Source organism: Peribacillus sp. B65, assembly GCF_058513295.1.
Genome location: NZ_CP195840.1, coordinates 1,176,194 through 1,190,342, shown reverse-complemented (window position 1 = coordinate 1,190,342; position 14,149 = coordinate 1,176,194). Strand labels below are relative to the sequence as shown.

Below are 14,149 nucleotides of genomic sequence, written 5' to 3'. Positions count from 1 at the left end.
ACGCACCTGATAGTTCTATAAGAAAAATTCAAATTTAAGCTGAAGAGTTTTCAGTAATGACTTTTTCATTGCCTCTACAAAGTTCTTCAGTGTTTCATCAGATAATTCTAACAAGGAAAGATAGGGATTTAAATCTTCTAATTCAACTAATAAAAGTTCACCTTGTTCATTCCGACAAGCATCAACTCGTTGAATCCCCCAATCAAGATTATTCCATTCAATAAATTTGTTAGCAAAAGTTAAATCTTCTTCAGTAGGTGAATATTCTTTTAATTCCCATCTTTGCTCTTTATCTGGTGCATAAAGAGCATACTGAAATTCTTTATCGATAAAATAAAATGAAACCTCATACTCAAAGTTGATAAATGGTTGTACTAATGTGTTTTTTGATTCTGGATCAAATTTATCTATCAATTCATCTTTCGTTACAAATTCCAAACCGATTGAATCTGCACCATCTTTCGGCTTTACAATATACGTCTCTACATTAGGGAGTTTATCTAAAGAATCAAGAGTTTCTATAGTTGGAATAACAGGAAATTGAGCATTCGTTAGTTCAATTAAGTATTCCTTCCCGTTCATATCAGCCTTTCCGTTAAATGAATTGTATGTTTTCAGAATATCCAGAAACTACTCTATTGCGGAATGCTTGATACGTATCCTTAAAATTCGCTACTGGACCAGCATTTCGAAATACTATTAAGTCAAAATCTTTTTCAAACGTTTCAGTGTCTTCAGGATGACAAATGCCCAACTTAAAATCTTCTCTAAGCTTCGAAGTAAGGAACAAACCTCCTCATAATAATTTCTTCCTTTTGCTTCATAGTATAAACCTGTTACGAACAATAGTGTGTTCATTAACCCTCACCTGCTTTACATTTATTTTCATTGATTTAAAAAGGATTTAAAAACAAAAAAAGGGGTTGCCCCTAAAAGTCAGTAAAATGACTTTTAGGGGCAACCCTTTTTCGTATTGGCTTGGTGATACTTCTTTAAGGGGTACCTCCATATTTTTAAGTCATTACCATGATCGAGAAGTTTGGACTCCACTCTTAAGAACGTAAATGTGGAACCCATATATCCTCAAATCCAAAAAAGCTAATTTAAAACCGGAACTTGATTGGATAATGTGATTATCACAGTTCTTTTGAAATATTATTATTCCTTTTCTTTTTCACTAAAAGAATGATGGCAACGATAAAAGCAACGGCGCTATATAACCAGGTATACATAAAGGCAAGGCCCAATCCGATATTTGCATCCATATAGTCGTTTTTCACATGATCTATGGCTAAATATAAAAGCGGTGCAGCTCCAATGATGAACAGGATGACCCAGAGAACATTTCTTTTCGGATTCTTGGTTGATAAAATAATAATGATGAAGGATAGCAAGAGAAACGCTTCTGAAGCTATCGTCAACGTTACCAGATTGCTCATAATAATTCACTCCTAATCGTGGTTGCATAAATGGAATATATTTATGTTCCCTTATATCTATGCTACTTTTCGTTCCTATATTATTATCTTAAAAAAACCTGAATGACTCCAAATGAAGGATCCAGGTTTCATGTTAATTTTTCTTGGATAATTGCAAGGCATTCTTGATGCTTTTCAGTGATTTTGAGCTTCCATACATCAAGACTCCACCCCGATAGATTTTTGCTCCGATTATTCCAAGTAAAACAATCGTTAAGATCAAGACTGCAATGCTGATGGCGATTTCCCAGAATGGAACTTCAAGCATCCCTACACGCAAGAACATGATCATCGGCGTGAAAAATGGAATGAATGATGTAATTGTAATATAACTGGCTGATGGATTCCCCAGTCCAAACATCGCAATCATGAAGGCGATGACAACTAACATGGTCATCGGTGAAATCATTTGCTGGACATCTTCAATTTTGCTGACAACGGACCCAAGGCATGCCGCAAGAGTCGCGTACAGAAAATACCCAAGCAAAGCAAAGATGATTGCATAAATGATCGTTGAGATATCGGTGCTGCCGAAACCGAAAAATGAAAAGAATCCTTCATCCATACCCGTCAAGTTTTGTTTAATCGAGAAATAGCCCACCCCAAAAAATAAAATCATTTGAGTAAGACTAAGTAAAGCAACACCCATTATTTTGGCAAACATCTGTGTGACTGGCGGGACACTTGAAATCAGGATTTCCATGACTCGTGATGTTTTCTCAGTGGCTACTTCCATTGCAATCATCGTTGCATACATCAACACACCGAAATAAATGACGAATAGGAGAACATACACGAGACCTCGTGCTTGATTGAGGTCCTCTTCCGTTTTTGCATTTTTCTGAAGCGCAATCGTATCAAATGCTGGCGGCGTATTCAATTGAGCGATTTGCTGCTCTGTCAAATTCAATTCCTTCGCGGTTATTTGACCCTTCAATTGGGTTAGCGCTAAAAGCAAATCATTACTTACCGCAGAATCTGAAATTTGATTCGCTTTATACGTTCCCTTGAAGCCGAGGGTTTCATCCTTTTCGATTATCAAATATCCAACGATTTCTTCCGCGCTGACCATTTCCTCCGCTTGCTTTTCATCCTGGGCGGATATTATCGATAGGTCATCGTTCACACCTGCTACCGCTTTTTTATAAGGATCAAATAAGCTGCCTTCAGTCTGATCGATAACGGCAACCTTTTCCTGTTCATCACTGTCGAATTTATCAATAAGATTCGAAAGATTCGAAAGAACGAGAATCAGTGCCATCATAATGATTGTAGAAATGATAAAGGATTTCGTCTTTAATTTTGATAGATATGTATGGGAAAGGACAATCCAAAATTTATTCATAGACGGCACCTACTTTTTCAATGAAAATATCCGTCAGCGATGGTTCTTCCAATTCGAATTTCCGGACGAAACCTCTTGGAACAAGATCACGTAGCATGCTCTCAGCCACATCTTCACCAGAGACTTGAAGAATTTTCCCTTCCATCGTGTTCTTGACTTTTGTTACACCTGAGTAATTATCCAAGAAAGATAGATCAAAATCTGCTTTGATTGAGACATTCTTTTTACCAAAAGAACGCTTGATTTCTTTTAATTTTCCAGCCACAACAGGCGCACCTTTATGCATGATGCAAAGATGCTCGCACATCTCCTCGACATGCTCCATGCGATGGCTCGAGAATACGATCGTCGTGCCGCTGTCCCTTAAGTCAATGACAGCTTTCTTCAGGATTTCCACATTCACTGGATCCAGTCCGCTGAAGGGTTCGTCAAGGATAAGTAATTCAGGTTTATGGATCATTGATGCGATCAGCTGGATTTTTTGTTGATTTCCCTTTGAAAGCTCTTCAACTCGCTTATCGATATACTCGGGCACCATAAAGCGGTCTAGCCAATACTCCAATTCTTTCAAAGCATCACGTTTGTTCATCCCTCTTAATCTAGCCAAATACACAATTTGATCGCGCACCTTCAGTTTTGGATATAGTCCGCGTTCCTCAGGAAGATAGCCAATCATTGAACTGGTCGTATAATCGATTTTCTTACCATCCCAGACAACTTCCCCTTCAGTGGGGTCAAGCAGGCCAAGTATCATCCGGAACGTGGTCGTTTTCCCCGCCCCGTTCCCGCCTAAAAAGCCGAACATTTCCTTCTCGGGGATAGTTAAATCAAGCTGGTTTACAGCTGTGAATTCCCCGAATTTTTTCGTAACTTCTTTAATTTGCAAAGCCAATGCACAACCTCCTAAAATATGATTCTTATTATATGTTAACGGAAAGGTTTTCCAATTTCAACTATCACCAAAGACCAAATAAATCTACTTCTCTGCGATTATATGCAAATTTCCAGAAAAAATTAACGTTTCACGTTTGCCCTTTACCCTAATGGTATTTTTTCTGCGAAACTTAAGACAAAACCCCCTTTCCCTTCCTATTGGTAATATTCACAACCCCGTACGTCTCCTGCCTTTCCCTAACGCAAGCATGTTACTAAACTGAAAGCCCTTTTTTTTGGAAACGAGGCAATAATAAAAATAGATTGGGTACCGTAAAGATACCCAACCTCTATAATAGATTGCTCGCTTTAAAGGACACATTTCCCAACTGTCGCTAATGAGTCTATCTTATTTTACAATCGTTACTTTTACATTTCTTTTTTCAAGCAATTTTCTTGATGCTTCATCTATTTCTCTATCCGTAATGACCTCATCCACTTCACTAGGCGGAACGATTAATGAAAACGCCTTTTTTCCAAACTTTGAGGAATCCACCATCAGGATCACTGCATCCGACCTCTCGATCATTTTCTTTTTTAATAAAGCCTGCCCTTCATTAGAATCACTGAGTCCTTCTTCTAAGTGAATCCCCTTACAAGACAAAAACGTTTTGTTGACATGATACATCGTTAATGATTTCTCTGCTATCGGACCAACAAATGATAAAGACTTTGACAGCAATCTTCCCCCGGTTGAAATAACCTCTATTTTTTCTTTTTTACTCAATTCCATCACCACTTTGGTGGAATTGGTAATAACCGTTAGCGGTATGTTTGGTAAGGCTTTTGACATATACCAGGCAGTTGTACTTGCATCTAAAATAATCCTGTCACCTTCCACTATCCGCTTTGCCGCTTCATATGCTATCACTTTTTTTTCGTTGACATTTGTTATCACTCTTTCGGAAAAATGGATTTCCGAATCATCTTCTTGCAGGCTAACGGCACCGCCGTGGCTGCGTTTTAGTTTTGTTTCTTTCTCAAGCTTTTCGAGATCACGTCGGATTGTTTCCTCTGTTACTGAAAAGATTTCACTTAATTCTGTAACACGAATACTCGAACGTTCATTTACGAGTTCGACAATTTTTTGGTGTCTTTGAGCTACAAGCATACCAACTTTCTCCTATCTATATAATCTTTGTTTACCTTTGTTTGTTTTTGTATTGTAACATATATAAAGCCCTCTATATAAATAGAGAGCTTAGGAACTGCCTTTTTTCATTGATATGGTTATTTGGCAATTAGCTTAAAACCTTCAATAATTTCTTCAATATCTTCATCACTAATATCGATTACTTCGCCAATACTTTTAGCGTACACCAATGCTTTTGCACTATATTCAGCTACTTCTAGCCTATCAAATACACTCAGTAAACTTTTTCCTGAGACAACTGCATACCCATTTTCAATTAATAGGACAGGATTATCCTCAGCTAGTTTATCGGCAATCATTCTATTATGATTTTCCCCCATTCCAAAAGGCACTTTATCTATATCCCGAAGAACAATGTAGGCCTCTGGAATTATATGTGTATTATATTTAACATCTGTCACAGCATAGGCCATTAAAAATCTTGGGTTCGCAATGATTACGGATGTAAGCTCCGGGTTTAACTCATATATTTTTTGATGAAGCTCAAAAAACTCACATGGTTCCTTTCCAGCTTCACTATACTCCTGATGAATCAGAACCAATTCATCTTCCTTAATATATTTACGGTCCTGTTGAGAAGGCGTGATTAAAATAGAGCCATCTTTAAGGCGGGTTGAAAAGCTGCCTGAGATACTTGTAAAAAGCTGACGATCATATAACCGTTCCAATAACCTGATCATTTCTTGACGGCAAGAAACCTCTTCGACAGAATGGTGCTTCATTTCTATCTGTGTTAATTTATCCGCTTTATATAAATCTATTTCTTGTAAATTTTGTTCGGTCAGTTCAAATGGTTTCCCTATATTCCTTGCATTTATTTCCATACAAGCAGTATCTTCAAGTGTTTCAAACAACATAAAGGCATCAAATATAGTGGGTTTCCCTACCACAATACCATGATTCTCCAATATGACCGCATCCCCTCCTTTTGCAAATTCAGCCGAAATATTTTCCTTTAATTTGTCGCTTCCAGGGATCGCATAGGGTGCAACCTGAAGGGAATCTGCTACACTCTTATATGCATGTAAAAGCAACTTTGGGTTTGGTCCTTTACGAGCCATGCTAAAGGAAACCAAAGCCGGGGGATGTGCATGTACGATAGCTTTTATATCGGGCCTTGCTTCATAAATTCCTTGATGAAAAGGAAGCTCTACCGATGGTTTATGTTTCCCTATGAATGTACCGTCCTTTTTGACGCACATGATATCATCCATGGTTAATGCCCCTTTATCAATTCCCGATGGAGTAATCCAAAGGTCACCATTTTCATCTAGAATAGAAAGGTTTCCTCCTGAAATTGTTGTCATGCCATATTTATAGACACGTTCCATGATCATAACAATTTGTTTGGCTGCATGCAGATTTTCATTCATACTTTATCACTCCTATTATTTACATTCTTCTTTCATGGAAATTGCTTGTTTGAATTTTTCAATCAGGGATGATGATTCAATTTTTTCTTTTGGCTCATATTTTTTTATAAGGAACGAGTGTTCTATTAACTGACGTGCCGTTTGTAAATCGCTTATTTCATTGCCTGAAATCATTTGTACTAGTATATTCCCAATCGCCGTAGCCTCTGTTGGTCCAGCGTATATGGTTTTCCCGCTAAGGTCTGCCGTAAGTTGATTAACGAATTCATTTTTCGCCCCTCCTCCGACAATATGAAGTTGCTCGATTCTTTTCCCGGTTATCTCTTCTATTTGCCGAATGGACATCGCATAAATAATAGACATATTTGTAAATATACAGTTCGCTAATTCGCCAACTGTATGTGGAATCTCCTGATTCGTCTCCCGACAATACTGCTGAATTTCTTGAATCATATTTTCTGGATTTAAAAATCGTTTATCATTAAAGTTGATGAACTGCCTGCACACCTTTATTTTCTCTGCCTCATATACAAACTGCTCGAAGTTATAGTCTTCCTTTAAATGTCTTCTGACCTCTTGAATAACCCACATACCAATGATATTTTTCAGAAAGCGGTAGGTTCCGTATGCACCCCATTCATTTGTATAATTGTTTTTAAGGGCTAACTCATTCACTATCGGTTTATCGCTTTCAATCCCAAGCAACGACCACGTTCCGCTACTAATATAGGCCCATTTCTCTCCATTACCAGGTGAACCGACTATGGCGGAAGCAGTATCATGTGAAGCAACGATAATCACTTCAGTATTGGGAAGATCAAAAGTAGAAAAACGTTCTTTCATCAGTTTCCCTAATCGTTCTCCCGGATTAGCCAAAGGCGGGAATTGATCTTTTGACAATGCAATCAGGTTTAGTAACTCTTCATCAAACTTCTTCGTGTTTACATTCAATAATTGCATCGAAGAAGCACTTGTAACTTCTGTGACCTTTTTCCCCGTTAGGCAGTAACCTAAATAATCTGGCACAGTCATGACATTCCTAGTGACTTTCAGGTTCTTTATATCTTCTTCGTACAATTGGTATAACGTGTTAAATGATAAGAATTGAATCCCCGTTTTTTGATAAATGATTTCTTTAGGTAGTGTTCTTGTGACCTTTTCGATTGTATTTTCGGTGCGCTTATCACGATAAGAGATAACTTCTTGCACTCTGTGTCCATTATCATCCAACAATACGTAATCCGTTCCCCACGTATCAATTCCAAGTGTACAGTGGTCGTATCCAAGCTTTTTTGCTGATTCTAACCCCTTTAAGATTTCATTCAATAAATGATCAATATCCCAAAAACAGGTTTCATTTTGGGTGGTGAAACCATTCGCAAATCGATGGATTTCTTCAATTACTAATTTCCCGTTCTCCATTTTCCCTAAAACCAGCCGGCCACTTGAAGCACCAATATCCACCGCAATATGTATCATTAGTCCACACTCCTCAATTTCTTTAAACCATGCATTATGGAAATATGATCGCGGCCAAAGAAGTCATGCAGTTCTAAATAATAAGCATACAGTTGTTGATAAATACTTACATTTTCTTTAACCGGTATAAAAGTATCTTCTTTTACTTTTGCCATCTTAGAGGATGCCTCCTCTATGGAATCATACCCACCATTTATACGGCCGGCAGCCGTGGCAGCGTATATGGCTGCTCCTAATGCAACCACTTGTTCCCCATCCGCGATTTTAATTTCACGATTTAAAATATCGGCATATATCTGCATTAACAGTTTATTTTTTTGAGGTAATCCGCCACAGGCAAACAAATCGTTTATCTCTATACCATCATTCTCAAAGGTTTCAAGGATTTTCCTTGTTCCAAAGGCTGTTGATTCTAAAAGTGCACGGTATATTTCTTCCGGCTTCGTAGAAAGAGTAATCCCTGCTATCACACCTGACAAGTTCGCATCTACAAGGACTGTTCGGTTGCCATTCCACCAATCTAACGCCACTAACCCAGATTGACCAGGCCTTAAGCAAGAAGCCTTTTTTTCCAGTAAGCTATGTAGATTGACACCTTCTTGCTCAGCTTCTTTCTTTACATACTCAGGAGCAGTTTGCTCAATATACCATGCAAATGAATCGCCAACAGCCACCTGTCCCGTTTCATAACTGAATGATCCGGGAATTATTCCATCCTCAACTACTCCACAAATACCTTCTACTGTTTGTTTTTTCTCAGAAATTAACATGTGGCAAGTAGAGGTTCCCATCGTCATCACAAATTGGCCTGGATGGACAGCTCCTACAGCTGGAACACCTGCATGGGCATCGATTATGGATACAGAAACAGCCGTACCAGATTTCAACCCCATCTTCTTAGCCATCCCTTCTGTTAAACCACCCGACCGTCCAGCGATGGGTAATACTTCACCACGCATTTTTGTATCCAGTATATCCAGAAGACGTTCATCAATAGCCGCTAAAAAAGCAGGGTCCGGATATCCATCTTTTTTATCCCAAAATGCTTTATAACCGCTCATATTACTGCTGCGTACCAGCTCATTCGTCAGACGGAAGGTAATCCAATCTCCGGCTTCCATAAATAGATCCGTTTCTTCATAGATATCAGGTGATTCACGTAACACTTGTAAAATCTTAGGGAACATCCATTCAGAAGAAATTTTCCCGCCATATCGTTGCAGGAATGGTTGATTCGTTGCCTGTGCAATGCGTGTAATATCATCCGCTTCTTTTTGTGCGGCATGATGCTTCCATAATTTGACCCAACTGTGAGGGTCCCTTTTCCACTTCTCATCAAAACAAAGGGGATTTCCTTTCTTATCAACAGGCAAAATGGTACAAGAGGTAAAATCGATTCCAATGCCTATCACATCATTCGCATCTACTCCGCTTAACCGAATCACTTCAGGAACAGAAGTGTATAAAACGTCCAAATAATCACCTGGATGCTGGAGAGCCCAATCTTTTTCAAGTTTACATCCGTCTGGAAGCCTATTAGACAATACTCCATGACGATAAGGTGTAACATGTGTAGCCATTTCATTTCCGTTCTCTATATCTACTAGCAGCACTCTTCCTGATTCAGTGCCAAAATCAATTCCGATTGTATATCTCTCATTCATCCCTTCATCATCTCCTAACATGCAAGTCACGCAATGATATTTAATAAAAAGGCCCCTCTAGATAGTTGAGAGGGGCCTTTTCGGTCTATCTAACCTTAAAAATTAAAATCAGCTGCATTGTCTTTCGTAAAATCTGTCGGTGGTCCCATGATGATTGTTTTTCCATCCTCCCACACGTCAATTTCACCTACATTTTCAACTTTCAAACCATCTTCTGGTTTCTCCCCTTCAGCTAGACGTTTGGCGAGGGCAACTGTTAAATAACCTAGTTTGTCTGGCTCCCAAAGTATGGCTACATCTAGAGATCCATCATTCAAATATGGTGAAGAGTCTTTCGGTAGAGCAGTTCCAACAACTGTTATATCATCTTGCAGTCCTTTTTCCTGAACAGCTTGGGCTGCCCCAAGAGGTGCCGGAGTAGAAAAAGCCATGATTCCTTTTAATTCAGGATTTGATTTTATTAAATCCAGTGTTTTTTGGTATGCCACCTGTTGTTTTTCATCTGTCGCGATTTTATCCGATACTAATTCAATACCTGGATAATTCTCTTCCAGTTCTTTTTTTGCTGCATCTATCCAGGTGTTTAAGTTTGCAGCTGAAAGCCCTCCAGTTAATATAGCGATTTGCCCTTTTTCAACACCCATTTGTTTTACGAGGGATTTAGCGATATGGCGACCGTATGCTTCATCGTCTATTTGGTGGACGGATAATTCTACAAGGGATTGATCAGCTGGTGTATCCCAATCCATTACAATTATTCCTTCATCCTTCGCCTTTTGAAGGACTGGTGAGAGTGATGCAGCGTCATTTGGTGCTACTGCGATTACATCCACATCTTGACTAATTAAGTCTTCAATGACTTTTACTTGCTGTGCAGCATCCGGTTCCGTAGGTCCTGTGTAAATGGTTTCCACACCAAGATCTTTACCTGCTTGAATCGCTCCTTTTTCAGAAGCATTGAAATATGGTATCCCCATTAATTTTGGAACTACGGCAATTTTCAACTTCTCATTACCACCTCCGCCACTTGTTTCTTTTTCACTGTTCCCCGATGCTCCTTCTTGTGATACACAGCCTGCTAACAGTCCCCCAGCTAAAATAGCTGTTGCCAATATCCCCGTCATTTTCTTCATAATGATCCCCCTTACAATTTTTCTGATTTTTCACTAAAGTATTTTCAGAGATTACATGGTCATGTAAATTACGCTACAGAGTTTGAAGGTAACTTCTTTTGACTTTTTTCGTCTAATTTCGTTTTCACGAAGTTTATGACCAATACCGTGATTAAAATAACCCCCATCATTACAGTTACGATCGATCGTGGTACACCCATTAAGTTCAATCCACTTGATAACATTTGGAAAATGACCACTGCGTAAACAGTGCCGATAACTTTGCCATAACCACCTTGAATTTCAGTTCCGCCAAGCACGGCTGCCGCTACACTTTGTAATAAATAAGAAGATCCCAGATCCACTTTTGCAGTATTATAACGGGATGTCATAATAATGGAAGCAATTGTGGCAAGAAGTGCCGCATATAAGTAAACCCTCATTAATACCTTGCTATTATTTACACCTGAAAATAATGTGGCGATCGGATTGCTACCCACCATATAAACACTTCTGCCCCATTTGGTTTTTGACAGCAATATAGCTGTTATTATTGCAAATAGTACAAAAATAATGATGGAAAGAGGAACGATCCCCATATAGTAGCCGTTTCCAATTAAGCTATAACCCTCACTGAATCCTGAAATTGAATTTCCTTTCGTAATGCTTAAGATCAAACCTTCAAAAAGCACCATCGTTCCGAGTGTTACCAGTATTGGCGAAACACCGATTTTTGAGATGAGTACGCCGTTAATCAATCCGCAGCTCAGCCCGACTAAAACACCGATTAAGATTGCGCCTAGCATTGGGTATCCGCTGCTTGCCATAAGTGCGATTGTCACGCCAGACAAGGCAGCTGTATACGTAATCGATAGGTCAATCCCTCCAGTTACAATCACCACCATCATTGCTAATGCGATTAAACCAAACTCCGGGAGCTGGAACATCATATTGGTTAAATTATTTGAAGAAAAGAATCCAGGTATTGAAAAACTCATTAACACAAACAAGCCTGCTGTAATTACACCTAAAGTATTTTCTTTTGATATTGAAAGCCGTTTCATTTTTTCACCTCTTTCTTACGCTTCCACTTCAATTTTCGCTAACTTATCTTTTGAGCGCTTATATTGAATGTGGTCGTATGACACAGCCAGTAATATAATCAATCCAGTGAATACTTTTTGCCAGAAGGTATCAATTTTTGCCAAGATAAGTCCATTTTGTACAATGCCTAGCAGAAGAACGCCCAAAACCGTTCCCAAAATGGTACCGCGCCCCCCCATGATGTTCGCACCGCCCAAAACAACGGCTGCTATGACCATCAGCTCCAGACCAAGCATTCCATTAGGATCCACAGCCTTTGTATATGCTGTTTGAGCAATGGCTGCTATTCCTGCAAGAAACCCCATATAGGAGAAAACAAATATTTGAACTTTGTCAAAATTTATCCCAACCCGAATGGCTGAATCTTTATTACCGCCAATCGCCAATACTTCGCGACCGATTAATGTGTATTTCAAAATATACCAAGTAAACAGTGCTACGGCGATAAAAATTAGAATGATGATAGATATACCAAACATCTCAAAACTGGCAAACTTGATGAATACGGTTGGAAAACTGCTGCTGTTCAAATACTGTCCATTCGTAATGTACAACACGAGCCCATTAATGATACTCATCATTCCAAGTGTCACGACAATAGCTGGAATTTGGACCTTTGCAACAAGCAGTCCATTCAGTGCACCTAAACAAACCCCAAGAAATGGCCCAATCAAAAAGAGTAATAGTATAGAGATGGGATGGTCAGGCATGAGCATCATTACTTTTCCAACGATGACACAGACAGCGCTTGTAACAGCGGCCACCGATACGTCAATCCCGCCAGTGATGATTACAAGTGTCATACCCACCGCCAGAATTCCAAGTACAGCATTCCCTTTTAGTACATCCAGCAAATTGTCTACAGTTAAAAAATACGGGCTTAAGAATGTCAATGTAATACATAGAAGCAAAACAATCATTGCGATGCTGATTTCCTTCGACTTCAAAATGGCGTTCATGCACGTACCTCCTCTTTTAGCGGAAGCCCTTTTTTGGAAGGAGATTGAGAACCAAGCAGAGCATAATTCATGATATTTTCCTGTGTCGCTTCTTCTATACCAAGCTCTCCGGCTATTCTTCCATGTCTCATGACCAAAATCCGATCACTGACAGCAAGTACTTCTGGAAGCTCTGAAGAAATCACAATAATGCCCATTCCTTCAGCTGCCAGTTCCCTCATTAACTTATGAATTTCTGACTTCGCCCCAATATCAATCCCATTCGTCGGTTCATCAATAATTAGGATTTGTGGTTTAGTAGAAAGCCACTTGCCGATCACGACTTTCTGTTGATTTCCGCCTGAAAGGTCACCAGCTGCCCTTTTAGGCAAAGCGGGTCTAACATCTAGCGTTTTCATATAATGATCAGCCAGCTTAACTTCTTCCTTTCGCTTAATCAATTTGAATTTATTTCTCAATTGTTTCAAAACAGGTAATGAAATATTATTGATTATGGACTGGCGAAGGATGAGTCCTTGCGTTTTTCTGCTTTCTGGAATATATGCAATCCCTTGCTTTACAGCATGTTCAGAAGACTTGATTTTAGTAGAAACCCCATTTATTTTCATACTTCCATCGTAGGGCCTGTTGACCCCGAATATCGCCTGTGCAAGCTCTGTTCTTCCTGATCCGACAAGTCCTGTAATCCCAAGGACCTCTCCAGCTTTCAATTCAAAGGAAATATCTTTAAAGTTACCTTCTTTTGATAAACCATTCAGTTCCAAAAGAGTTTTTCCTGTTTTTCCTTTAACCATATTCTTGTTATATAAAATCTGACGTCCCACCATTAGTGTGATTAATTTATCTTCATCAAGTTCTTCAGTTTCATAAGTGCCTACATATTTCCCATCTCGCAATATTGTAAATCGATCGGAAACAGTAAATAACTCTTTTAACTTGTGGCTGACAAAGATTATGGAAATTCCGCGATCCTTTAATTTTTGTATAACTTTATAAAGCTTTTCAACTTCCCCTGCGGATAGGGATGAAGTCGGTTCGTCCATTACAATCAACTTGGAATCAAAAGCGAGGGCTCTGGCGATTTCAATCAGCTGCTGTTGAGCAATGCTTAATTTTTCAACGGGTGTATGAACATCAATCTCAAATTCTAGTTCTTTAAGTGCCCGTTTTGCTGTATCCTCCATCTCCTTCCATCTAATCTTTTTCCATGGTTTTTTGTCACTATCCCGGCCAATATAGATATTTTCAGCTACAGATAGGTTTGAAAATAAACTTAAATCCTGATAAATGATTGAAATGCCTTTTAGCGTAGCATCAATCGGTTTTTGAATTTCGGCTTCTTTTCCTTCAAAGTAAAACTTGGCGCCTGGGTCCGGTCGATAAATGCCAGCTAATATTTTAATGAGCGTTGATTTCCCGGCACCATTCTCCCCTATTAACGCATGAACTTCTCCTTTTTTCACTTCAAGCTGAACGCTATCCAGTGCTTTTACACCTGGGAAGGTTTTACTGACATTCGTCATTTGCAATAAGAAATCAGACATGTTTC

General features: G+C 39.0%; 13 protein-coding genes. All 13 read right to left on the bottom strand.

Annotation, left to right across the window (positions count from 1 at the left end; genetic code table 11):
- Positions 1–15: 15 nt before the first annotated feature.
- On the bottom strand, positions 16–582 hold the full coding sequence (locus ACSR9O_RS05840; RefSeq protein WP_230176466.1) for an ATP-grasp domain-containing protein: 567 nt from the start codon (positions 580–582) through the stop codon (positions 16–18).
- 117 nt (positions 583–699) lie between these two features.
- Complete coding sequence (locus tag ACSR9O_RS05835; RefSeq protein ID WP_230176467.1) at positions 700–858, bottom strand: hypothetical protein; 159 nt, start codon at positions 856–858, stop codon at positions 700–702.
- 278 nt (positions 859–1,136) lie between these two features.
- Positions 1,137–1,439, bottom strand: coding sequence for a hypothetical protein (locus ACSR9O_RS05830; protein WP_485906361.1), 303 nt, complete (start codon positions 1,437–1,439; stop codon positions 1,137–1,139).
- Positions 1,440–1,572: 133 nt separating this feature from the next.
- On the bottom strand, positions 1,573–2,823 hold the full coding sequence (locus tag ACSR9O_RS05825) for an ABC transporter permease (RefSeq protein WP_260357420.1): 1,251 nt from the start codon (positions 2,821–2,823) through the stop codon (positions 1,573–1,575).
- Entirely contained in the window at positions 2,816–3,715 is a 900-nt protein-coding gene (locus tag ACSR9O_RS05820) for an ABC transporter ATP-binding protein (protein ID WP_491724117.1), read from the bottom strand. Before ACSR9O_RS05820 ends, ACSR9O_RS05825 begins: the two co-directional genes overlap by 8 nt.
- Positions 3,716–4,105: 390 nt before the next feature.
- On the bottom strand, positions 4,106–4,867 hold the full coding sequence (locus tag ACSR9O_RS05815) for a DeoR/GlpR family DNA-binding transcription regulator (RefSeq protein WP_101221779.1): 762 nt from the start codon (positions 4,865–4,867) through the stop codon (positions 4,106–4,108).
- 119 nt (positions 4,868–4,986) lie between these two features.
- The gene (locus ACSR9O_RS05810) at positions 4,987–6,282 is read right to left on the bottom strand and encodes a class II aldolase/adducin family protein (protein ID WP_491724116.1); all 1,296 of its coding nucleotides are present in this window, start codon (positions 6,280–6,282) and stop codon (positions 4,987–4,989) included.
- Positions 6,283–6,297: 15 nt separating this feature from the next.
- The gene (gene rhaB / locus ACSR9O_RS05805) at positions 6,298–7,761 is read right to left on the bottom strand and encodes a rhamnulokinase (RefSeq protein ID WP_491724115.1); all 1,464 of its coding nucleotides are present in this window, start codon (positions 7,759–7,761) and stop codon (positions 6,298–6,300) included.
- On the bottom strand, positions 7,761–9,425 hold the full coding sequence (locus ACSR9O_RS05800; protein ID WP_491725447.1) for a ribulokinase: 1,665 nt from the start codon (positions 9,423–9,425) through the stop codon (positions 7,761–7,763). Before ACSR9O_RS05800 ends, rhaB begins: the two co-directional genes overlap by 1 nt.
- A gap of 95 nt (positions 9,426–9,520) precedes the next feature.
- A complete protein-coding gene (locus ACSR9O_RS05795) occupies positions 9,521–10,558 on the bottom strand; it encodes an autoinducer 2 ABC transporter substrate-binding protein (RefSeq protein ID WP_048677830.1) in 1,038 nt (345 codons plus the stop codon).
- 68 nt (positions 10,559–10,626) lie between these two features.
- A complete protein-coding gene (locus ACSR9O_RS05790) occupies positions 10,627–11,601 on the bottom strand; it encodes an ABC transporter permease (RefSeq protein ID WP_101221776.1) in 975 nt (324 codons plus the stop codon).
- A gap of 15 nt (positions 11,602–11,616) precedes the next feature.
- Positions 11,617–12,600, bottom strand: coding sequence for an ABC transporter permease (locus ACSR9O_RS05785; protein ID WP_098186552.1), 984 nt, complete (start codon positions 12,598–12,600; stop codon positions 11,617–11,619).
- A complete protein-coding gene (locus ACSR9O_RS05780) occupies positions 12,597–14,144 on the bottom strand; it encodes a sugar ABC transporter ATP-binding protein (protein ID WP_230176472.1) in 1,548 nt (515 codons plus the stop codon). Before ACSR9O_RS05780 ends, ACSR9O_RS05785 begins: the two co-directional genes overlap by 4 nt.
- Positions 14,145–14,149 lie beyond the last annotated feature (5 nt).